Here is a 21,034-nt window from a genome sequence, read left to right on the forward strand (position 1 = left end):
GGACCCTCTCGTAATAAGTTTTCGAATTCCAAATGGCCGGACGCCGCCTTATCGGCGGCCTCCGGTTCGCTAGGCGGCCTTTAAGCCGCCGCGGCAACATCTCATGCGGATGTTGCGAAGGCCCTGTCGCCAGGGCGCGCGATCACCAGCGGTAGTGAGCGAACGCGCGGTTCGCTTCTGCCATGCGGTGGGTCTCTTCGCGCTTCTTGATCGCGGCGCCGCGGTTTTCGGAGGCGTCGAGCAGTTCGGCGGCGAGCTTGCGCGGCATGCTGCTCTCGCCGCGCTTGCGCGCCGACTCGATCAGCCAACGCATCGCCAGCGCCATGCGGCGCGACGTACGCACTTCGACCGGCACCTGGTAGGTGGCGCCGCCGACGCGACGCGACTTCACTTCGACCGACGGAGAGACGTTGGTCAACGCCTTCTCGACCAGCTCGAGAGCGTTGGGGCTCTTTTCGCCGATGACGTCCATCGCGCCGTAAACGATCTTCTCGGCGACGGACTTCTTGCCGCTCTGCATGACCATATTGATGAAGCGCGCGATCGTCTCGCTGCCGTGCTTGGGATCGGGCAGAACCGAACGCTGCGGGGTGGAACCTTTACGCGACATGGTGCGTACCTATTCTCGTGATTCTTGGTAGACGTATTCCGGGAGCGGGCGCCTGTACGAAGCGCCGGCCGTCGAAACGACGCGCTTAGGACTTCGGACGCTTGGCGCCGTACTTGGAACGGCTCTGGCGACGCTTGGCGACACCGGCGGCATCGAGCGAGCCGCGCACGGTGTGGTAGCGCACGCCCGGCAGGTCCTTGACGCGACCGCCGCGGATCAGGACCACCGAGTGCTCCTGCAGGTTGTGGCCTTCGCCGCCGATGTACGAAATGATTTCGTAGCCGTTGGTGAGGCGCACCTTGGCGACCTTGCGCAGAGCCGAGTTCGGCTTCTTCGGGGTCGTGGTGTAAACGCGGGTGCAAACGCCGCGACGCTGCGGGCAATTCGCCAGCGCCGGCGAGGCGCTCTTGTAGGTGGTCGCCTGCCGCGGCTTGCGGACGAGCTGATTGATGGTTGCCATCTAGAACTCTATTGATGAGGGGCCGGGCGGCCGCTTCGTGAGAAACGAACGGCAAGCCGAATACACCCGGCCCACCGAGACGAAAAAGTATAGCTCGCGTTTGACGTGGCCGTCAACGCGAGCGACGCGGACGAACGGAATCGGCGCCGATCAGCGCCAATCCGTCCCAATTCCGATTGATCCCGCCCTGCCCTGGGCCGAACACGAGGCGCTCCATGCGCCTCATTTCGTGATCTGGGACGGCCCGAAGGCCGTCCGAATTGCCTAGTTTAGCTGTATTTCCGCGCGATTACGAGCCGCAGCGCCTCAGGAGGCGCTGGACTCCTCGCCGCCCTCGGCGACCGCAGCCACCGCGGCCGGAGCCTCGGCCACCGGGGCCGAGACCGGGCCCGACAGGGCTTCCATCTCCGAGTCGGTCAGACCCGAGGCGTTCTTGCGGCGCTGGGTGTGGTACGCCAGGCCGGTACCGGCCGGGATCAGTCGGCCGACGATCACGTTTTCCTTGAGGCCGCGCAGGCCGTCGCGGGTACCGCGCACGGCGGCCTCGGTCAGCACGCGGGTGGTCTCCTGGAACGAGGCGGCCGAGATGAACGACTCGGTCGCCAGCGAGGCCTTGGTGATGCCGAGCAGGACCGGATCGTACTTCGCCGGGATCTCGTTGCGCGCCAGCAGGCGGGCGTTCTCTTCGACGAAGCGCTGACGCTCGATCTGCTCGCCGTGCAGGAACTTGCTGTCGCCCTGGTCGGTGATCTCGACCTTGCGCAGCATCTGGCGAACGATCACCTCGATGTGCTTGTCGTTGATCTTCACGCCCTGCAGGCGGTAGACGTCCTGGATTTCCTTGGTCAGGTACACGGCCAGCGGCTCGACGCCCAGCAGGCGCAGGATGTCCTGCGGACTCGGCTCGCCGTCCACCACGGTCTCGCCCTTCTCCACGTGCTCGCCTTCGAACACGATGATCTGGCGGTACTTCGGGATCAGCTCTTCGTGCTCTTCGCCATCGGCCTGCTTGATGATCAGGCGCTGCTTGCCCTTGGTGTCCTTGCCGAAGCTGACGATGCCCGAGACTTCGGCGAGGATCGCCGGGTCCTTGGGCTTGCGCGCTTCGAACAGGTCGGCCACGCGCGGCAGACCGCCGGTGATGTCGCGGGTCTTCGAGGCTTCCTGCGGGATCTTGGCGACCACGTCGCCCACGCCGACCGCGGCGCCGTCCTGCAGGTTGACGATCGAACGCGGCGGCAGCAGGTACTGCGCCGGCAAGTCGGTGTTCGGGATCGTCAGATCCTTGCCGTTCTTGTCGACGATGCGCACGATCGGGCGCAGATCCTTGCCTTGCGAGCCGCGACGCTTCGGATCGGTGATCTCGCGCGAAGCCAGGCCGGTCAGTTCGTCGGTCTTCTCGATCACGGTCACGCCGTCGACGAAGTCGATGAAGCGGATGAAACCGGCGACTTCCGAAACGATCGGGTGGTTATGCGGATCCCAGTTGGCCACGGTCTGGCCGGCCTTGATCTCGGCGCCGTCCTTGACCGCGACGGTCGCGCCGTACGGCAGCTTGTAGCGCTCGCGCTCGCGGCCGTGCGGGTCGAGCACCGACAGTTCGCCCGAACGCGACACCGCGACCAGATGGCCGTTGGCGTGCGCGACGTGCTTGAGGTTGTTGAACTTGATCGAACCGGTGGTCTTGACCGTGACGTTGTCGATCGCCGCAGCTCGCGATGCCGCACCACCGATGTGGAAGGTACGCATGGTCAGCTGGGTGCCCGGCTCGCCGATCGACTGAGCGGCGACGACGCCGACCGCTTCGCCGTGGTTGACCAGGTGACCGCGGCCCAGATCGCGGCCGTAGCAGTTGGCGCAGACGCCGAAGCTGCTGGTGCAGGTGATCGTCGAGCGGACTTTGATCGACTGGACGCTGGCCTCTTCGAGCTTGGCCACCCAGGCTTCGTCGAGCAGCGTGTTGCGGGTGACGATCGGATCCTCGTCGTTGCCCGGCAGGAACACGTCCTCGGCCACGACGCGGCCCAGCACGCGGTCGCGCAGCGGTTCGACCACGTCGCCGCCTTCGACGATCGGGGTCATCATCAAACCCTCGAGCGTGCCGCAATCGTCCTCGGTGATGACCACGTCCTGGGCCACGTCGACGAGTCGGCGGGTCAGGTAACCGGAGTTGGCGGTCTTCAACGCGGTATCGGCCAGGCCCTTGCGCGCGCCGTGGGTCGAGATGAAGTACTGGAGAACGTTCAGGCCTTCGCGGAAGTTCGCGGTGATCGGCGTCTCGATGATCGAGCCGTCGGGACGCGCCATCAGGCCGCGCATACCGGCCAACTGGCGGATCTGCGCCTGCGAACCGCGGGCGCCGGAGTCGGCCATGATGTAGATCGAGTTCATCGACTTCTGCGGGACGCGCTTGCCTTCGGCGTTCTCGACGGTGTCGGTGCCGATCGCGTCCATCATCGCCTTGGCCACGCGCTCGTTGGTGCGCGACCAGATGTCGACGACCTTGTTGTAGCGCTCGCCGGCGGTGACCAGACCGGACTGGTACTGCTGCTGGATTTCCAGCACTTCGGTCTCGGCCTCGGCCAGGATGCCCTTCTTCTCGCCCGGGATGATCATGTCGTCGATGCCGATCGAGACGCCGGCGCGGGTCGCGTAAGCGAAGCCGGTGTACATCAGGCGGTCGGCGAACACGACCGTGTCCTTAAGACCCAGCATGCGGTAGCACGAGTTGATCAGGCGGCTGATGTTCTTCTTGGTCAGCTCGGTGTTGGCCAGCGCGTACGGCAGGCCGTCCGGCAGGATCTCGCGCAGCAGGGCGCGGCCGACGGTGGTGTCGACGATCGAGGTCTTGGGCTCGCGGGTGCCGTCCTCGTTGATCACGATCTCGCTGATGCGGACCTTGACCTTGGCGTGGATCTGCACGACGCGGTTGTCGTAGGCGCGCTTCACTTCGGCGACGTTGGCGAACACCATGCCCTCGCCCGCCTTGTTTTCGAGGGCGCGGGTCATGTAGTACAGGCCGAGCACGACGTCCTGCGACGGCACGATGATCGGCTCGCCGTTGGCCGGCGACAGGATGTTGTTGGACGCCATCATCAGCGCGCGCGCTTCCAGCTGGGCTTCCAGCGAGAGCGGCACGTGGACGGCCATCTGGTCGCCGTCGAAGTCGGCGTTGAACGCGGTGCAGACCAGCGGATGCAGCTGGATCGCCTTACCTTCGATCAACACCGGCTCGAACGCCTGGATGCCCAGACGGTGCAGGGTCGGCGCGCGGTTCAACAGCACCGGGTGCTCGCGGATCACCTCTTCGAGGATGTCCCACACCTCGGCCTCTTCACGCTCGACCAGCTTCTTGGCGGCCTTGATCGTGGTGGCCAGGCCGCGACGCTGCAGCTTGGCGAAGATGAAGGGCTTGAACAGCTCCAGCGCCATCTTCTTCGGCAGGCCGCATTCGTGCAGGCGCAGGGTCGGGCCGACCACGATGACCGAACGGCCCGAGTAGTCGACGCGCTTGCCGAGCAGGTTCTGACGGAACCGGCCCTGCTTGCCCTTGATCATGTCGGCGAGCGACTTGAGCGGACGCTTGTTGGTGCCGGTGATGGCGCGGCCGCGGCGGCCGTTGTCCATCAGGGCGTCGACCGATTCCTGCAGCATGCGCTTTTCGTTGCGCACGATGATGTCGGGCGCGTTGAGCTCGAGCAGGCGGCGCAGGCGGTTGTTGCGGTTGATGACGCGACGGTACAGATCGTTCAGGTCGGAGGTCGCGAAGCGGCCGCCGTCCAGCGGGACCAGCGGACGCAGATCCGGCGGCAGCACCGGCAGCACGGTCATGACCATCCACTCCGGGCGGTTGCCGGACTCGAGGAAGGCTTCGACCAGCTTGATGCGCTTGGTCAGGCGCTTGAGCTTGGTTTCGCTGTTGGTCGAGGCGATCTCCTCGCGCAGCTGCAGCATCTCAGCCTGCAGGTCGATCGTGCGCAGCAGGTCGTACACGGCCTCGGCGCCCATCGCGGCTTCGAAGTCGTCGCCATGTTCCTGGCGCGCGGTGAGGTACTGCTCTTCGGTCAGCAGGTTGCCGCGTTCCATCGGGGTCAGGCCCGGCTCGGTCACGACATACGCTTCGAAGTACAGGATGCGCTCGATGTCGCGCAGGGTCATGTCGAGCATCAGGCCGATGCGCGAGGGCAGCGACTTGAGGAACCAGATGTGCGCGACCGGCGAGGCCAGGTCGATGTGGCCCATGCGCTCGCGGCGCACCTTGGCCAGGGTCACTTCGGTGCCGCACTTCTCGCAGACCACGCCGCGGTGCTTCATGCGCTTGTACTTGCCGCACAGGCACTCGTAGTCCTTGATCGGTCCGAAGATCGCGGCGCAGAACAGGCCGTCGCGCTCGGGCTTGAAGGTGCGGTAGTTGATGGTTTCCGGCTTCTTCACTTCGCCGAACGACCACGAACGGATCAGGTCGGGCGAAGCCAGCGCGATCTTGATCGCGTCGAAGTCCAGCGCGGGACGCTGCTGGTTGAAGAGATTGAGCAAGTCTTTCATTTTTGACTCCGGGATTCGGGATTAGAGATCTGAGATTCGTCAAAGCGGGGATCCGGGGGATCGGGACGGTCGGCGTTCGCCTGGACCCATCCCGAACCCGAATCCCCAATCACCGCTCTCAGTTCTCTTCCAGCTCCATGTTGATCGCGAGCGAGCGGATTTCCTTCACGAGCACGTTGAAGGACTCCGGCATGCCGGCGACCATTTCGTATTCGCCGTCGACGATGTTCTTGTACATCTGGTTGCGGCCCTGCACGTCGTCGGACTTCACCGTCAGCATTTCCTGCAGGGTGTAGGCCGCGCCGTAGGCTTCCAGCGCCCAGACTTCCATTTCGCCGAAACGCTGGCCGCCGAACTGCGCCTTGCCGCCCAGCGGCTGCTGGGTGACGAGCGAGTACGGACCGGTCGAACGCGCGTGCATCTTGTCGTCGACGAGGTGGTTCAGCTTCAGCATGTGCATGTAGCCGATCGTGACCGGACGCTCGAACGCTTCGCCGGTGCGGCCGTCGTGCAGGATCGTCTGACCGCTGCTCGGCAGTTCGGCCAGCTCGAGCATGCGCTTGATCTCGAACTCGGCCGCGCCGTCGAACACCGGGGTCGCCATCGGCACGCCGTCGACCAGGTTGTGCGCCAGGGTCAGCAGCTCTTCGTCGGTGAATTGCTTCAGGTCGACGCGCTGGCCGTGCAGTTTCTGGTCGTGGTTGTAGATGTCGTCCAGGAACTTGCGCAGTTCGGCGATCTTCTGCTGCGCCTCCAGCATGCGCTGGATCTTCTGGCCCAGGCCCTTGGCGGCCCAGCCCAGATGCACTTCGAGGATCTGGCCGATGTTCATGCGCGACGGCACGCCCAGCGGGTTCAGCACGATGTCGACGGTCTGGCCGTCGGCCGCGTACGGCATGTCCTCGACCGGCACGATGGTCGACACGACGCCCTTGTTGCCGTGACGGCCGGCCATCTTGTCGCCCGGCTGGATGCGGCGCTTGACCGCCAGGAACACCTTGACCATCTTCAGCACGCCCGGCGCGAGGTCGTCGCCCTGGGTGATCTTGCCGCGCTTGTCGGCGAAGCGGCGGTCGAATTCCTTCTGGTGGACATCGATCTGCTTCTGGGCGCGTTCGATCGCCTCGATCGCTTCCTCGTCCTTCATGCGCAGGGTGAACCAGTCGGACTTCTTCAGGCCGTCCAGCACCAGGCTGGTGACCGTGTCGCCCTTCTTCAGGCCGGCGCCGCCGTTGGCGGTCTTGCCGATCAGCTGCGAACGCAGACGGTCGTAGATCGCCGCTTCGAGGATCCGGAACTGGTCGTCGAAGTCCTTCTTGACGCGACGGATTTCCGACTCTTCGATCTGGCGGGCGCGCTTGTCCTTCTCGATGCCGTCGCGGGTGAAGACCTGCACGTCGATGACGGTGCCGTCCATGCCCGGGGGCACGCGCAGCGAGCTGTCCTTAACGTCCGAAGCCTTTTCGCCGAAGATCGCGCGCAACAGCTTCTCTTCCGGGGTCAGCTGGCTCTCGCCCTTCGGCGTGACCTTGCCGACCAGGATGTCGCCGGCGCGGACTTCGGCGCCGATGTACACCACGCCGGACTCGTCGAGGCGGTTCAGCGCCTGCTCGGAGACGTTCGGGATGTCGGCGGAGATTTCCTCCGGCCCCAGCTTGGTGTCGCGGGCGACGCAGGTCAGCTCTTCGATGTGGATCGTGGTGTAGCGATCCTCTTCGACCACGCGCTCGGAGAGCAGGATCGAGTCTTCGAAGTTGTAGCCGTTCCACGGCATGAACGCGACCAGCATGTTCTGGCCGAGCGCGAGCTCGCCGATGTCGGTCGAGGGGCCGTCGGCCAGCACGTCGCCGCGGGCGATGACGTCGCCGACCTTGACCAGCGGGCTCTGGTTGATACAGGTGTTCTGGTTCGAACGCGTGTACTTGATCAGGTTGTAGATGTCGACGCCGGCGTCGGTGACGCCGGAGATTTCCGACTCGTTGACCTTGACCACGATGCGGGCCGCGTCGATCTGCTCGATCGTGCCGCCGCGCAGCGCATTCACGGTCACGCCCGAGTCGCGCGCCACGGCGCGCTCGATGCCGGTGCCGACCAGCGGCTTCTGCGCCTTCAGGGTCGGGACGGCCTGGCGCTGCATGTTCGCGCCCATCAGCGCGCGGTTGGCGTCGTCGTGCTCGAGGAACGGAACCAGCGCGGCCGCGACCGACACGGTCTGCATCGGCGAGACGTCCATGAAGTGGATCTCGGACGGCGGCTTGAGCAGGGTTTCGCCCTGGTAACGGCAGGCGACGAACTGGGCGGTGATCATGCCCTTGTCGTCCTGCGGCGCGTTAGCCTGGGCGATGACGTACTCGTTCTCTTCGATCGCCGACAGGAACTCGACGTCGTCGGTGACCTTGCCGTCCACGACCTTGCGGTACGGCGTCTCGAGGAAGCCGTACTTGTTGGTGCGGGCGAACACGGCCAGCGAGTTGATCAGGCCGATGTTCGGGCCTTCAGGCGTTTCGATGGTGCACACGCGGCCGTAGTGGGTCGGATGCACGTCGCGCACTTCGAAGCCGGCGCGCTCGCGGGTCAGACCGCCCGGGCCGAGGGCCGACACGCGACGCTTGTGCGTGACTTCCGACAGCGGGTTGTTCTGGTCCATGAACTGCGACAGCTGCGAGGAGCCGAAGAACTCCTTGATCGCGGCGGCCACCGGCTTGGCGTTGATCAGTTCCTGCGGCGTGAGGCCTTCGGATTCCGCCATCGACAGGCGCTCCTTGACCGCGCGCTCGACCCGGACCAGGCCGACGCGGAAGGTGTTCTCGGCCATTTCGCCGACCGAACGCACGCGGCGGTTGCCCAGGTGATCGATGTCGTCGACCACGCCGCGGCCGTTGCGGATCTCGGTCAGCACGCGGATGACGTCGAGGATGTCGGAGGTCTTGCCCAGCTCGCTGCGCAGGCGCACGGACTCGTCGTCCTTGCGCTCGGCGAAGTACTTGGCGTCGTACAGCACCGAGGCGCCGAGGGTTTCCTTGCGGCCGATGCGGCGGTTGAACTTCATCCGGCCGACGCCCGACAGGTCGTAGCGCTCGAAGGTGAAGAACAGGTTGTGGAACAGGTTCTGCGCGGCGTCCTTGGTCGGCGGCTCGCCCGGACGCATCATCCGGTAGATTTCGACCAGGGCTTCCAGCTGCGTCTTCGACGGATCGATGCGCAGGGTGTTGGAGATGTACGGACCGCGGTCGAGGTCGTTGACCCAGATCGTGCCGACCGACTCGATGCCGGCCTTGCGGAACGCGGCCAGCTGGTCGTCGCTGATTTCGTCGTTGGCCGAGGCCAGCAGTTCGCCGGAACGGGTGTCGACGACGTCGTGCGACAGGATGCGGCCGACCAGGTAGCTGTCGGGCACGGCCAGCGCGGCGATGCCGGACTGCTCGAGCTGCTTGACGTGGCGCGCGGTGATGCGCTTGCCGGCTTCGACGATGACCTTGTCGCCGTCGGCCAGATCGAAGTCCAGGGTTTCGCCGCGCAGGCGCTCGGAGACCAGCTCCCACTGCACGCCCTCGGACATGATGTGGAAGGTGTTGATCTCGAAGAACTCGGCGAGCATTTCTTCGTTGTTGTAGCCGAGCGCGCGCAGCAGCACGGTGACCGGCAGCTTGCGGCGGCGGTCGATGCGGGTGAACAGCGCGTCCTTCGGGTCGAACTCGAAGTCGAGCCAGGAACCGCGATACGGGATGATGCGGGCGCTGTACAGCAGCTTGCCCGAGCTGTGGGTCTTGCCGCGGTCGTGGTCGAAGAACACGCCAGGCGAACGGTGCAGCTGCGAGACGATGACGCGCTCGGTGCCGTTGACGATGAAGGTGCCGTTGTCGGTCATGAGCGGGATCTCGCCCATGTAGACCTCCTGCTCCTTCACGTACTTGATGGCCTTGGTCGACGACTCGCGGTCGTAGATCACCAGGCGCACGGTCACGCGCAGCGGGGCGCCGTAGGACAGGCCGCGGTTGCGGCACTCGCGCTCATCGAACACCGGATCGCCGAGCTTGTAGCCGACGTATTCGAGAGCAGCGTTGCCGCTGTAGCTGGAGATCGGGAACACCGACTTCAGGGCGGCGTGCAGGCCGCGGTCGGCGCGCTTGGCCGGGTCGGTGTGTTCCTGCAGGAATTCGCGATAGGAGTCGACCTGGATCGCGAGCAGGAACGGCACTTCGAGGATGGACTTGCGCTTGCCGAAGTCCTTGCGGATGCGCTTCTTTTCAGTGAACGAATAGTTCGTGGAAGCTGTGGTCATGGTGAGCTACCGCCTCGATTAACTTTGATGGGCCGGGAAAGCCGCCGTAGCGTCCTTCCGGGCGAACCGCGCGTCCGCGGTCCGGGGGAACAAGGGAAAATTGCCAGTGGGAAGTCGCTGGTATTGCCGGCACCAGCACGCCTTCTCCCGCTACTTCCGACTGGTAACTCGGATGACGCCGGGAATATCGATCCCCGTGGAACGGCCAAAGGCCGGGGACTTTCGTCCCCAGCCTTGGGTGGTCGCCAAAGTGACTCGGCGACGCAAGTACGGCTTACTTGACTTCGACAGCTGCACCAGCGGCTTCGAGGTCCTTCTTGAACTTCTCGGCGTCGGCCTTCGAGACGGCTTCCTTGACGGTCTGCGGAGCGCCTTCGACCAGGTCCTTGGCTTCCTTCAGGCCCAGGCCGGTGATGGCGCGGACGGCCTTGATGACTTCGACCTTCTTCTCGCCGGCAGCCTTCAGGATGACGTTGAACTCGGTCTGCTCTTCGACCGGAGCGGCATCGGCCACGGCGACGCCGGCGGCAACCGGAGCAGCGGCGGAAACGCCGAACTTCTCTTCGATCGCGCGGACGAGCTCCATGACTTCCATCAGGCTCTTTTCGGCGATGGCTTCGACGATTTGTTCGTTGGAAAGGGACATTTGAATAACCTCAGGAAATATTGATCTTACGAATCGGATTCAGTGAAGCGGTCGCGAATGCGGGGCGGCGGTTACGCCGGTTCCGCTTCGGCCGGAGCTTCGACAGCGACTTCGCCGCCGCCCTGCTGGTCGGCCACGGCCTTGACGGCGCGGGCGAACATGCTGGCGGGTTCGGACAGGACGCGGGCCAGCATGGCCAGGGCCTGGTCGAGGGTCGGCAGCGAGGCGAGGACGTCGACGTGGCTGGCCGGGTACACCTGGCCTCCCAACGCGACGACCTTGGCCTGCAGCTTGTCGTTGCCCTTGGCGAATTCCTTGATCAGACGCCCGGCGGCGCCGGGTTCTTCCGTCGAGAACGCATACAGCAACGGACCGACGAGCTTGTCCTGGACGCACTCGTATTCGGTACCGGCGACGGCGCGCGAAGCCAGGGTGTTCTTGACGACACGCAAGTACACACCGGTTTCACGAGCCTTCTTGCGCATCGCGGTCATTTGACCGACCGTGATGCCTGCGTACTCGGCAGCAATCAAGGAGTGAGCCTTGGCGGCGACTTCTGCCAGTTCGGCGACTACTTCTTGCTTCTGAGACAGATTAAGAGCCATTGCACTCCTCCAAGGCCGGGATTCGGGATTCGTGAGAGGAAACCGGCACAGCGGCTTGCGCCTGCGGCCGATCCCCGATCCCGTACTACCCATCCCGGCACTATTAACTCCGCTTACGGCTCCTGCCGCTTGCGGTCCTGGGCGGCGACCGTCCTTGTCGCCGGGGACGCCGAAGGCATCCCGGGTGGTGGCCTTTCCTGAAAAGGTTTCAGGGGCGGCACCATCTACGCCGGCCCGGCTCCGAAGAGTCCGAATTAAGCGATCCCGCTGTACCGACGGCGACTCCTTGCCGTGTCGAGCTTCCGTGCCCGTCGTCGGTATGCGCAGACCGCGCCTGCGGTCTTTGACGGCTATCGGTCGGGAGCGGACTCCCTTGCGACGCCCTCAAATGCTGGGAACGAGTTGAGAGGAGCGAGAAACGAGTTGGAGCGACTGGGCTTGCCGCCGACTCCTCATTCCCCTTCGCTCATTCCTGTTGTTCGATTACTTCAGCGACAGCGAGGTCAGATCGACGGTCACGCCCGGACCCATAGTCGAGCTGATCGAGATCTTCTGCAGGTACTGGCCCTTGGCGGTCGCCGGCTTGGCCTTGATCAGGTCGAGCAGCAGCGCCTGCAGGTTGTCCTTCAGCGAGGCGTCTTCGAAGGTGGCCTTGCCCAGGGTGCAGTGGATGATGCCGGCCTTGTCGGTGCGGTAACGCACCTGGCCGCCCTTGGCGTTCTTGACCGCTTCGGCCGGGTTCGGCGAGACGGTGCCGACCTTCGGGTTCGGCATCAGGCCGCGCGGGCCGAGCACCTGGCCCAGCTTACCGACGACGCGCATGGCGTCCGGGGTGGCGATGACGACGTCGTAGTTCAGATCGCCGGCCTGCATCTTCTCGGCCAGGTCGTCCATACCGACGGCTTCGGCGCCGGCGGCCAGGGCCTCGTCGGCCTTCGCGCCGGCCGGGGCGAACACCGCCACGCGCACGGTCTTGCCGGTACCGGCCGGGAGCACGGTCGAGCCGCGGACCTGCTGGTCGGACTTCTTCGCGTCCACGCCCAGGCGCACGGCGACGTCGACGGACTCGACGAACTTGGCCTTGGTGGCGGTCTTGACGATCTTGACCGCTTCTTCGAACGAGTAGGCCTTGCCCGGAACGACGGCTGCCTTGATTGCTTTTTCGCGCTTCGTGATTGCCATGATCAGCCCTCCACCACCAGACCCATGCTGCGGGCCGAACCCGCAATCGTCTTCACTGCCGCTTCCAGGTCGGCCGCGGTCAGATCCGCTTCCTTCGCCTTGGCGATGTCTTCGAGCTGCTTGCGGGTGACCTTGCCCACCTTCTCGGTGTTCGGGCGCTTGGAGCCCGACGAGATGCCGGCGGCCTTCTTGAGCAGGACCGAAGCCGGGGTGCTCTTGGTGACGAAGGTGAAGGTACGGTCCGAGTAGGCCGTGATGATGACCGGGGTCGGCAGACCCGGCTCGAGCTTGGAGGTCGCGGCGTTGAACGCCTTGCAGAACTCCATGATGTTCAGGCCGCGCTGACCCAGCGCAGGACCGACCGGCGGCGAGGGGTTGGCCTGACCGGCCTTCACCTGCAGCTTGATGTAACCGACTACTTTCTTTGCCATTGCTCTGCTCTCCGGGTGCTAGCGCCTGGACCTCAGGCTCCCCATCGGGCCGGAAATCGCGCGTTCCGGCATCGCGTTTTGCTTGCGCAGACAGCCGCCCCGGACCTTTGGAGAGGGGGCAGCTGCATGAGTTGGGCCACCGCACCTGGGCAGTGAGCCGCGCACTATATCAGGTTTTGCGGAATACAACACGACAAGGCCCGGCAAGCCGGGCCTCGTGCGATGCGGTCAGCCAGGCCGGGGCCGGACTCAGGTGGCCTTTTCGACCTGCCCGAATTCCAGCTCGACCGGGGTCGAGCGGCCGAAGATCAGCACCGCGACGCGCAGGCGGCTCTTCTCGTAGTTGATTTCCTCGACCACGCCGTTGAAGTCGACGAACGGGCCATCGACCACGCGGACCATCTCGCCCGGCTCGAACAGCACCTTCGGACGCGGCTTTTCGACGCCTTCCTGAACGCGCTGCAGGATCCGGTCCGCTTCGCGGTCCTGGATCGGCAAGGGGCGATCGGCGGTGCCGCCGATGAAACCCATGACCTTCGGGGTTTCCTTGATCAGATGCCAGCTTTCGCTGTCGATGCGCGGAATACCGGCTTCGTCGTGCGTGGCGATCTGGACCAGGACGTAGCCCGGGAAGAACTTACGCTCGGACCGGCGCTTCTGGCCGGAACGCATTTCGACGACCTCTTCGGTCGGCACCAGGACGTCGCCGAAGCGGTCCTGCATCTCGAAACGGACGATACGGTCGCGCAGCGCCTGCGCTACGGACTTTTCGAAGCCGGAATACGCATGTACCACGTACCAGCGCTTGTTATCTTGCGAATTCACGTCGGTCGTCTCCTCAACGCGACAGCAGGAACTTGACCGCAGCCTGGATCACATAATCGAAGCCGGACAGGATGAGGCTGAGAATCGCGACCGCGATCATGACCACCCAGGTGGTCTTGAGCGCCTCTTCGCGGGTCGGCCAGACCACCTTGCGCAACTCGAAGCGCGATTCCGAGAGGAATTCGCGGGTCTGTGCACCCTTGGTGGAAAACATGAACACCACCGCGCCGGCGAGCAGGCCGGCCACGACCACGCCGCTGCGCAGCGGGCCGCTCCAGTTCTCGAACCAGAGGTAGGCGAACACACCGCCCAGCGCAAGCGCCAGCGCGAGCGCGTACTTGGCGATATCACCGGCACCGCCGGATTTATGTTGTTCGGCCTTGCTGTTCATTCTCGGGGCGATTCCCTCGCGAAAGCCCGCCCATCCCTGCGCGGCCCTTTCAATGCATTCCAGTCGCCGGATCGTCCGAGCCGGCTCGGTATCGAGTGGCACGCCAGGAGGGACTCGAACCCCCAACCTGCGGTTTTGGAGACCGCTGCTCTGCCAATTGAGCTACTGGCGTACGTCTTTGAAGTCTTCAACCCGGCGCGGCGCCCGAATCGGGCCCGGACCGGGCGGATATTCCAAGGTGTACTAAACAACGAAGGCGGACCGGGTTGCCGGCCCGCCGTTCGCGGCTTGCGGCGGCCTTGCGACCGCCGCGATAGTGCAATTACTTGATGATCTTGGCCACGACGCCGGCGCCGACGGTACGGCCGCCTTCGCGGATCGCGAAGCGCAGGCCTTCGTCCATCGCCACCGGGTTGATCAGCGTGACCACCATCTTCACGTTGTCGCCCGGCATCACCATCTCGACGCCTTCCGGCAGCTCGCAAGCGCCGGTGATGTCGGTGGTGCGGAAGTAGAACTGCGGACGGTAGCCCTTGAAGAACGGGGTGTGACGGCCGCCTTCGTCCTTCGACAGCACATAGACTTCGGCTTCGAAGTCGGTGTGCGGCTTGATCGAACCCGGCTTGCACAGCACCTGGCCGCGCTCCACGTCGTCGCGCTTGGTGCCGCGCAGCAGCAGACCGGCGTTGTCGCCCGCCTGACCCTGGTCGAGCAGCTTGCGGAACATTTCCACGCCGGTGACCGTGGTCTTCTGGGTCGGACGGATGCCGACGATTTCGATTTCGTCGCCCACCTTGACGATGCCGCGCTCGATGCGGCCGGTCACCACGGTGCCGCGGCCCGAGATCGAGAACACGTCTTCCACCGGCATCAGGAACGGCTTGTCGACGTCGCGTTCCGGCTGCGGGATGAAGCTGTCCAGCGCGTCGACCAGGCGCAGGATCGACGGCACGCCGATTTCGCTCTGGTCGCCTTCCAGCGCCAGACGCGCCGAACCGTGGATGATCGGGGTGTCGTCGCCCGGGAACTCGTACTTGCTCAGCAGCTCGCGCACTTCCATCTCGACCAGCTCGAGCAGCTCGGCGTCGTCCACCATGTCGGCCTTGTTCAGGAACACGACGATGTACGGCACGCCGACCTGACGCGACAGCAGGATGTGCTCGCGGGTCTGCGGCATCGGGCCGTCAGCGGCCGAGCACACCAGGATCGCGCCGTCCATCTGCGCCGCACCGGTGATCATGTTCTTCACGTAGTCGGCGTGGCCCGGGCAGTCGACGTGCGCGTAGTGGCGCGTCGCCGATTCGTATTCCACGTGCGCCGTCGAGATCGTGATGCCGCGCGCCTTTTCTTCCGGCGCCGCGTCGATCGCGTCGTAAGCCTTGAACTCGCCACCGAAACGCTCGGCGCCCACCTTGGTCAGCGCCGCCGTCAGCGTCGTCTTGCCGTGGTCGACGTGGCCGATCGTGCCGACGTTCACGTGCGGCTTGGTGCGCTCGAATTTACCCTTAGCCATGGCTGTCGCTTCTCGTATGTGGGTCTGTATGTCGCGGCGGCTGTTGGTAAAGCAGCCTTGTCTTGCGTTGGATGGTGCTCACGAAAGGAATCGAACCTTCGACCTCCTCCTTACCAAGGAGGTGCTCTACCGACTGAGCTACGTGAGCGTGAAACCTGGTTGTCGCCGCCCGCCTGCGCGGGCCGTACTGCAATGGGACCGATGCGCGCGAATTCAACAGCTATCGTCGATCGAGTCGTCCAATGGAGCGGGAGACGGGATTCGAACCCGCATTATCAGCTTGGAAGGCTGAGGCTCTAACCATTGAACTACTCCCGCGCCGCACACAGCCGCTACAGCGTTGGAACTCGGACGCGCAACTTCGAAGAGCGTGCAACTTTAAACCGAAACCGGCGCCGACGATATCCTTGCCGCCGATATCGTCGAACCGATCCACTCGTGCCTCCGCGCCAGCATCCGTCGAACTGCGAAACCCGACGAACGATTGCCTGTCGCGATGAAACTGGTGGAGGGAGGTGGATTCGAACCACCGAAGGCGTAAGCCAGCAGATTTACAGTCTGCCCCCGTTGGCCGCTTGGGTATCCCTCCAAAAGAGCCCGTAATTCTGGCGCGCGTTCTTCAGGAAGTCAACGCGTTTTCACACAACTTTTTCCGGAATCTTGCCGCGCCGGCCGAACCGGCCGCCGGGCGGCCCCGAAACGGCCGCATAGTGTACTCAGACATTGAACCGGAAGTGCAGTACATCGCCCTCCTGGACGCGATATTCCTTGCCTTCCAGGCGCAGGCGCCCGGCATCGCGGGCTCCGGCCTCGCCCTTGTACTTGATGAAATCGTCGTAGGAGATGGTTTCGGCGCGGATGAAGCCCTTCTCGAAGTCGGTATGGATCACGCCCGCAGCCTGCGGCGCGGTCGAACCGGCCTTGACCGTCCAGGCACGCACTTCCTTGACCCCGGCGGTGAAGTAGGTCTGCAGGCCCAGCAGCTCGTAGCCGGCGCGGATCACCCGGTTGAGGCCGGGCTCGGCCAGGCCCAGGTCGGCCAGGAAGGTGTCGCGGTCGGCGTCGTCGAGCTGGCTCAGCTCTTCCTCGATCGCGGCCGAGACCGGCACCACCTGGGCGCCCTCGAGCTTGGCGCGCTCGCGCACGGCGTCCAGGTGCGGGTTGTTCTCGAAACCGTCCTCGAGCACGTTGGCGACGTACATCACCGGCTTGAGGGTCAGCAGGAACAGGTCGCGCAGCGCGGCCTTGTCGTCCTCCGACAGGTTCAGCGCGCGCGCCGGCTTGCCGGCGTCCAGGCCCTCGCGCACGCGGCCGAGGACCTCCTTGCGCACGATCGCTTCCTTGTCGCCGGTCTTGGCCGAGCGCTCGGCGCGCTGGTAGGCCTTCTCGACGCTTTCCAGGTCGGCCAGGGCCAGCTCGGTATCGATGGTCTCGATATCGGCGATCGGGTCGACCTTGTTGTTGACGTGGATGACGTCCGGGTTCTCGAAGCAGCGCACCACGTGGGTGATCGCGTCGACTTCGCGGATGTGGGCGAGGAACTTGTTGCCCAGGCCCTGCCCGCTCGCGGCGCCGGCGACCAGGCCGGCGATGTCGACGAACTCGACCGCGGTCGGCAGCAGCTTCTGCGGCTTGACGATCTCGGCCAGCGCGTTCAGGCGCGGGTCCGGCACCGGCACGGCGCCGACGTTCGGCTCGATCGTGCAGAACGGGAAGTTCGCCGCGGCGATCCCGGCCTTGGTCAGGGCGTTGAAAAGGGTCGACTTGCCCACGTTGGGCAGGCCGACGATGCCGCATTTGATACCCATGGCTTCGTAATCCGGGAATAGAGAATCGAGAATCGGGAATGGGAAAGCGGGCTCTGACGATTCCCGATTCCCCATTCCCCATTCACGATTTGGGCGTATGCAACCGGGTCATGGCGTCCATCAGATTGCCCTGCACGACCAACGGCATGACCTCTATGGCGTCGTCGATCGCGCGCAGGATCGTCGCCTCGTCGTCCTTGCCGGGCCGGCCGAGCACCCAGGGGGTGACCTTGTCCTTGTGGCCGGGGTGGCCGATGCCGATGCGCAGGCGGTGGAACTTGCCGTGGCCGAGCAACTGGATGGTGTCGCGCAGACCGTTCTGGCCGCCGTGGCCGCCGTCGAACTTGAGCCGGGCGGTGCCCGGGGCGAGGTCGAGCTCGTCGTGCGCCAGCAGCGCTTGCTCGGGTTCGATCTTCCAGTAGCGCAGGGCCGCGACGACCGACTTGCCCGACAGATTCATGAAGGTGGCCGGCTTGAGCAGCCAGACCGGGCGCCCGGCGATCTCGATCTTCGAGGTTTCGCCGAACAATTTCGATTCCAGACCGAACCGGCCGCCGAACTTTTCGTTCAGGGCGTCCACAAACCAGAACCCGGCATTGTGCCGGGTCCGGGTGTGTTCCGACCCCGGGTTGCCGAGGCCGACGATCAGGCGCAGATCTGCCATCGCGTAAGACTATCCGTGTACGCAAACCGGCGCGCCGGTCAGGGCGCGCCGGTCCGCGATCACTTCTTGTCTTCGTCCTTCTTGGCGACCTTCGCGGCCGGCACTTCGGCGACCGGCGCGTCGACGGCCTCTTCGGCCTCTTCCTTGCCGTGCTTGGCGATCACGACGGCCACGTCGTGTTCCTTGCCCAGCTTCAGCTCGGGGATCTCGACACCCTTCGGCAGCTTGAGCTCCGACAGGTGGACGATGTCGCCGACGGCGAGCGCGGACAGGTCGATCTCGATGAACTCCGGCAGGTCCTTCGGCAGGCAGCTGACTTCGACTTCGTTGAGCTCGTGGGTCACAACGACGTCGGCAGCCTTGCCGGCCGGCGACTTGTCTTCGTTGAGGAAGTGCAGCGGCACCGCGACGCGGATGGCCTGGTTCTCGTCCACGCGCTGGAAGTCCAGGTGCATGATGATCTGCTTGTACGGGTGGCGCTGCATATCGCGCAGCAGCACGCTCTCGCTCTTGCCGTCGACATCGAGGGTCAGGATCGAGGAGTAGAACCACTCGTGCTGGCTGGCCAGCCACACTTTCTCGTGATCGAGCTGGATCGGCTGCGGCGTGGCCTTGCCGCCGTAGATGATGGCCGGGATGCTGGCGGCACGACGCAGGCGGCGGCTCGCACCCTTCCCCTCGACGTTGCGGCCAGTGGCCTTGATGATGTGTTCGGACATTTTTATTTACTCACTTTGCAGCGTTAGGATCGCCTCGCGGCGATTTGGAGACTCATCCGCGACCAGATGAGCCTGGACCGGGACCCGGGACTCGGGACTCGGGACTCGAAAGGCAAAAGCCGAGGCTTCAGCGTTCACGAGTCCCGAGTCCCGAACCCCGAGTCCCTGGATTCAATCCACGTACAACGAACTGACCGACTCGCCGAAGGCGATGCGGCGGATCGTTTCGGCCAGCAGCTCGGCGACGCTGAGCTGGCGGATGCGGCCGGTGGCGCGGGCCGCGGCGGTCAGCGGGATGGTGTCGGTCACCACCAGCTCGTCCAGCTGCGACTTCATCACGTTGTCGATCGCCGCGCCCGACAGCACCGGATGGGTGCAGTAGGCGACGACCTTCAGCGCGCCCTGCGCCTTCAGCGCCGCCGCGGCGGCGCACAAGGTGCCGGCGGTGTCGACGATGTCGTCGACCAGCACGCAGGTCTTGCCCGACACGTCGCCGATGATGTTCATCACCGTGGCGACGTTGGCGCGCGGGCGGCGCTTGTCGATGATCGCCAGGTCGGCGTCGTCGAGGCGCTTGGCGATCGCGCGGGCGCGGACCACGCCGCCGACGTCGGGCGACACCACGACCATGTTGTCGGTGCCGTGCGCGCGCCAGATGTCGGCGAGCAGCAGCGGCGAGGCGTAGACGTTGTCGACCGGGATGTCGAAGAAGCCCTGGATCTGGTCGGCATGCAGATCGACCGTGAGCACCCGGTCGGCGCCGACGGCGCCGAACATCTTGGCCGCGACCTTGGCGGTGATCGGCACGCGCGAGGAGCGCGGGCGGCGATCCTGGCGGGCGTAGCCGAAGTACGGCACCACCGCGGTCACGTTGGCCACCGAGGCGCGCTTGAGCGCGTCGATCAGGACCAGCAGCTCCATGAAGTTCTCGGCGGTCGGCGCGTTCGTCGACTGGATGACGAACACCTCCTGGCGACGCACGTTCTCTTCGATCTCGACCTGCACCTCGCCGTCGGAGAAACGCCCCACCAAGGCCTTGCCGAGGCGGATGCCGAGCTCCTTGCACACGGCCTCGGCGAGCGGACGGTTGGCATTACCGCTGAATACCAGCAGGTTTCGATCGTTTTGCACTGTTTTCTCCGCTTCGCTCTGACCGTGGCGGCTGATGACGATGGGAACGTGGGAAATCCACGATTCCCAACTCCCGGCATTCGATGGCAGGGGCGGTAGGATTCGAACCTACGAATGCCAGGATCAAAACCTGGTGCCTTGGGCCTCTTGGCGACGCCCCTGCGGAAGATTTGCCTCGAGTGCGGCGCACAGCGCGGAACGCCCTGCACCGCCCGCCGTCCAGGCCCGCAGGCCGGAAGGCAGTTCCGCCAGCGCTGCCTCGGCGGATTCGCGCTGCGCGAACTCGACGAAACACCCGCTGCCAGAGCCGGTCAGGCGTGGCGAACCGATCTGCGACAACGCGGCGAAGGCGGCCTCGACGGCAGCTTCGCGCTTGCGCAACACCGGCTCGAACGCATTCCCGAGCGGCTTACCCGAAACGAAGTCCGACATTGTCGCGGGCGCGGCATCCCGCGTCAATTCGGACGATTGAAACAAGGCCGCGGTCGGCGCATGCACCCCGGGGTCGACCAGCACATACCAGGCCGGCGCCAGCGCGAGCGGCTGCAACGTCTCGCCGATGCCTTCGGCCCACGCGTTCTCACCCCGCACGAAGACCGGCACATCGGCGCCGAGGCGCAAGCCGAGCTCGGCCAGGCGATCGATGCCGAGATTCGTGCCCCACAAGGCATCCAGCGCGACCAGGACGGTGGCCGCATCGGACGAGCCGCCGCCAAAGCCGCCGCCGGCCGGAATGCGTTTTTCGACGACGATATCGGCACCTTTAGAGCTTTTGGCTTCACTTTTGAGCAGCAGAGCGGCGCGCACGGCGAGGTCGTCGCGCTCGGCCACGCCCGCCACCGAGGCGCCGTGGCGCATCACCCGCCCGTCCGCGCGCGGACGCAGGCGGATCGTGTCGCCCCAGTCGAGGAGACGGAACACGGTCTGCAGCAAGTGGTAACCGTCGGCCCGGCGGCCGGTGATCCGCAGGAACAGGTTCAGCTTGGCCGGCGCAGGCCAGACCGACCAGCTCGACTCGGTCGGCTGGGCCGGCCCGCTCGACTCGGCAAAAGGGACGGACATGATCGGATCGCGGCTCGGTCGGGAGTGTCGGGGCGTTAAGGATCGGGCTCGAAAGCGCCGGGGCTAGGACGCGCGATCAGCGCGCGGCGGCGTCGGGCGCCGGCGCGGCCTGGGCGCCTTGCCACTCGTCGACGATCAGGCGCACGCGGGCCTCGCCGCG

16 protein-coding genes and 5 tRNA genes are annotated in these 21,034 nt (G+C 65.2%); all 21 read right to left on the minus strand.

The genetic code is table 11. The features are described from left to right. Nucleotides 1–142: 142 nt before the first annotated feature. A complete protein-coding gene (gene rpsG / locus ACSAMQ_RS07925) occupies nucleotides 143–610 on the minus strand; it encodes a 30S ribosomal protein S7 (RefSeq protein WP_036115439.1) in 468 nt (155 codons plus the stop codon). An 85-nt stretch (nucleotides 611–695) separates the two neighbouring features. After that, nucleotides 696–1,070, minus strand: a complete 375-nt coding sequence (rpsL, locus tag ACSAMQ_RS07930; protein WP_031373762.1) for a 30S ribosomal protein S12 — start codon at nucleotides 1,068–1,070, stop codon at nucleotides 696–698. A 306-nt stretch (nucleotides 1,071–1,376) separates the two neighbouring features. Next, the gene (gene rpoC, locus ACSAMQ_RS07935) at nucleotides 1,377–5,615 is read right to left on the minus strand and encodes a DNA-directed RNA polymerase subunit beta' (RefSeq protein ID WP_435395126.1); all 4,239 of its coding nucleotides are present in this window, start codon (nucleotides 5,613–5,615) and stop codon (nucleotides 1,377–1,379) included. A 118-nt stretch (nucleotides 5,616–5,733) separates the two neighbouring features. Next, complete coding sequence (gene rpoB / locus ACSAMQ_RS07940) at nucleotides 5,734–9,897, minus strand: DNA-directed RNA polymerase subunit beta (protein WP_435395127.1); 4,164 nt, start codon at nucleotides 9,895–9,897, stop codon at nucleotides 5,734–5,736. A gap of 274 nt (nucleotides 9,898–10,171) precedes the next feature. Continuing rightward, nucleotides 10,172–10,543, minus strand: a complete 372-nt coding sequence (rplL, locus tag ACSAMQ_RS07945; RefSeq protein WP_435395128.1) for a 50S ribosomal protein L7/L12 — start codon at nucleotides 10,541–10,543, stop codon at nucleotides 10,172–10,174. 71 nt (nucleotides 10,544–10,614) lie between these two features. Next, complete coding sequence (rplJ, locus tag ACSAMQ_RS07950; protein ID WP_031373758.1) at nucleotides 10,615–11,148, minus strand: 50S ribosomal protein L10; 534 nt, start codon at nucleotides 11,146–11,148, stop codon at nucleotides 10,615–10,617. Between the two features lie 483 nt (nucleotides 11,149–11,631). Beyond that, nucleotides 11,632–12,330, minus strand: a complete 699-nt coding sequence (gene rplA, locus ACSAMQ_RS07955) for a 50S ribosomal protein L1 (RefSeq protein ID WP_435395129.1) — start codon at nucleotides 12,328–12,330, stop codon at nucleotides 11,632–11,634. 2 nt (nucleotides 12,331–12,332) lie between these two features. After that, nucleotides 12,333–12,761: a 50S ribosomal protein L11 gene (gene rplK, locus ACSAMQ_RS07960; protein WP_031373756.1), complete on the minus strand. Its 429-nt coding sequence runs from the start codon at nucleotides 12,759–12,761 to the stop codon at nucleotides 12,333–12,335. Nucleotides 12,762–13,010: 249 nt separating this feature from the next. Beyond that, nucleotides 13,011–13,586: a transcription termination/antitermination protein NusG gene (nusG, locus tag ACSAMQ_RS07965; protein ID WP_031373755.1), complete on the minus strand. Its 576-nt coding sequence runs from the start codon at nucleotides 13,584–13,586 to the stop codon at nucleotides 13,011–13,013. 13 nt (nucleotides 13,587–13,599) lie between these two features. Continuing rightward, a complete protein-coding gene (secE, locus tag ACSAMQ_RS07970; protein WP_435395130.1) occupies nucleotides 13,600–13,977 on the minus strand; it encodes a preprotein translocase subunit SecE in 378 nt (125 codons plus the stop codon). 96 nt (nucleotides 13,978–14,073) lie between these two features. Beyond that, nucleotides 14,074–14,149: transfer RNA gene (locus ACSAMQ_RS07975), tRNA-Trp, on the minus strand. Nucleotides 14,150–14,299: 150 nt separating this feature from the next. After that, nucleotides 14,300–15,490 carry an elongation factor Tu gene (tuf, locus tag ACSAMQ_RS07980; protein WP_057918900.1) on the minus strand — a complete coding sequence of 397 codons (1,191 nt, stop codon included), beginning with the start codon at nucleotides 15,488–15,490 and terminating at the stop codon, nucleotides 14,300–14,302. A gap of 72 nt (nucleotides 15,491–15,562) precedes the next feature. After that, nucleotides 15,563–15,638 (minus strand) — tRNA-Thr (locus tag ACSAMQ_RS07985). Between the two features lie 95 nt (nucleotides 15,639–15,733). Next, nucleotides 15,734–15,808 (minus strand) — tRNA-Gly (locus tag ACSAMQ_RS07990). A 185-nt stretch (nucleotides 15,809–15,993) separates the two neighbouring features. Then, nucleotides 15,994–16,079: transfer RNA gene (locus ACSAMQ_RS07995), tRNA-Tyr, on the minus strand. A 127-nt stretch (nucleotides 16,080–16,206) separates the two neighbouring features. Further along, nucleotides 16,207–17,298: a redox-regulated ATPase YchF gene (gene ychF, locus ACSAMQ_RS08000; protein ID WP_435395131.1), complete on the minus strand. Its 1,092-nt coding sequence runs from the start codon at nucleotides 17,296–17,298 to the stop codon at nucleotides 16,207–16,209. A gap of 82 nt (nucleotides 17,299–17,380) precedes the next feature. Beyond that, on the minus strand, nucleotides 17,381–17,962 hold the full coding sequence (gene pth / locus ACSAMQ_RS08005) for an aminoacyl-tRNA hydrolase (RefSeq protein ID WP_435395132.1): 582 nt from the start codon (nucleotides 17,960–17,962) through the stop codon (nucleotides 17,381–17,383). Nucleotides 17,963–18,021: 59 nt separating this feature from the next. Next, on the minus strand, nucleotides 18,022–18,681 hold the full coding sequence (locus ACSAMQ_RS08010) for a 50S ribosomal protein L25/general stress protein Ctc (protein WP_435395133.1): 660 nt from the start codon (nucleotides 18,679–18,681) through the stop codon (nucleotides 18,022–18,024). A 171-nt stretch (nucleotides 18,682–18,852) separates the two neighbouring features. Next, nucleotides 18,853–19,812 (minus strand): ribose-phosphate diphosphokinase, encoded by a 960-nt coding sequence (locus tag ACSAMQ_RS08015; RefSeq protein WP_057918906.1) that lies wholly within the window; start codon nucleotides 19,810–19,812, stop codon nucleotides 18,853–18,855. Between the two features lie 84 nt (nucleotides 19,813–19,896). Further along, a tRNA-Gln gene (locus tag ACSAMQ_RS08020) sits at nucleotides 19,897–19,973 on the minus strand. Beyond that, complete coding sequence (ispE, locus tag ACSAMQ_RS08025) at nucleotides 19,936–20,874, minus strand: 4-(cytidine 5'-diphospho)-2-C-methyl-D-erythritol kinase (RefSeq protein WP_435395134.1); 939 nt, start codon at nucleotides 20,872–20,874, stop codon at nucleotides 19,936–19,938. The genes ACSAMQ_RS08020 and ispE overlap by 38 nt, the downstream gene beginning before the upstream one ends. Nucleotides 20,875–21,034 lie beyond the last annotated feature (160 nt).

Origin of the sequence: Lysobacter sp. 1R34A (assembly GCF_051217035.1) — a bacterium.
GTDB lineage: Bacteria > Pseudomonadota > Gammaproteobacteria > Xanthomonadales > Xanthomonadaceae > Lysobacter.

What these genes read in the sequence shown, in the direction of transcription:
- rplK (WP_031373756.1), bottom strand. Translation starts at nt 12,761, where the DNA reads ATGGCAAAGAAAGTAGTCGGTTACATCAAGCTGCAGGTGAAGGCCGGT.
- ychF (WP_435395131.1), bottom strand. Translation starts at nt 17,298, where the DNA reads ATGGGTATCAAATGCGGCATCGTCGGCCTGCCCAACGTGGGCAAGTCG.
- rpsL (WP_031373762.1), bottom strand. Translation starts at nt 1,070, where the DNA reads ATGGCAACCATCAATCAGCTCGTCCGCAAGCCGCGGCAGGCGACCACC.
- ispE (WP_435395134.1), bottom strand. Translation starts at nt 20,874, where the DNA reads ATGTCCGTCCCTTTTGCCGAGTCGAGCGGGCCGGCCCAGCCGACCGAG.
- rpoC (WP_435395126.1), bottom strand. Translation starts at nt 5,615, where the DNA reads ATGAAAGACTTGCTCAATCTCTTCAACCAGCAGCGTCCCGCGCTGGAC.
- rplJ (WP_031373758.1), bottom strand. Translation starts at nt 11,148, where the DNA reads ATGGCTCTTAATCTGTCTCAGAAGCAAGAAGTAGTCGCCGAACTGGCA.
- rpsG (WP_036115439.1), bottom strand. Translation starts at nt 610, where the DNA reads ATGTCGCGTAAAGGTTCCACCCCGCAGCGTTCGGTTCTGCCCGATCCC.
- secE (WP_435395130.1), bottom strand. Translation starts at nt 13,977, where the DNA reads ATGAACAGCAAGGCCGAACAACATAAATCCGGCGGTGCCGGTGATATC.
- rplA (WP_435395129.1), bottom strand. Translation starts at nt 12,330, where the DNA reads ATGGCAATCACGAAGCGCGAAAAAGCAATCAAGGCAGCCGTCGTTCCG.
- ACSAMQ_RS08010 (WP_435395133.1), bottom strand. Translation starts at nt 18,681, where the DNA reads ATGTCCGAACACATCATCAAGGCCACTGGCCGCAACGTCGAGGGGAAG.
- tuf (WP_057918900.1), bottom strand. Translation starts at nt 15,490, where the DNA reads ATGGCTAAGGGTAAATTCGAGCGCACCAAGCCGCACGTGAACGTCGGC.
- rpoB (WP_435395127.1), bottom strand. Translation starts at nt 9,897, where the DNA reads ATGACCACAGCTTCCACGAACTATTCGTTCACTGAAAAGAAGCGCATC.
- pth (WP_435395132.1), bottom strand. Translation starts at nt 17,962, where the DNA reads ATGGCAGATCTGCGCCTGATCGTCGGCCTCGGCAACCCGGGGTCGGAA.
- rplL (WP_435395128.1), bottom strand. Translation starts at nt 10,543, where the DNA reads ATGTCCCTTTCCAACGAACAAATCGTCGAAGCCATCGCCGAAAAGAGC.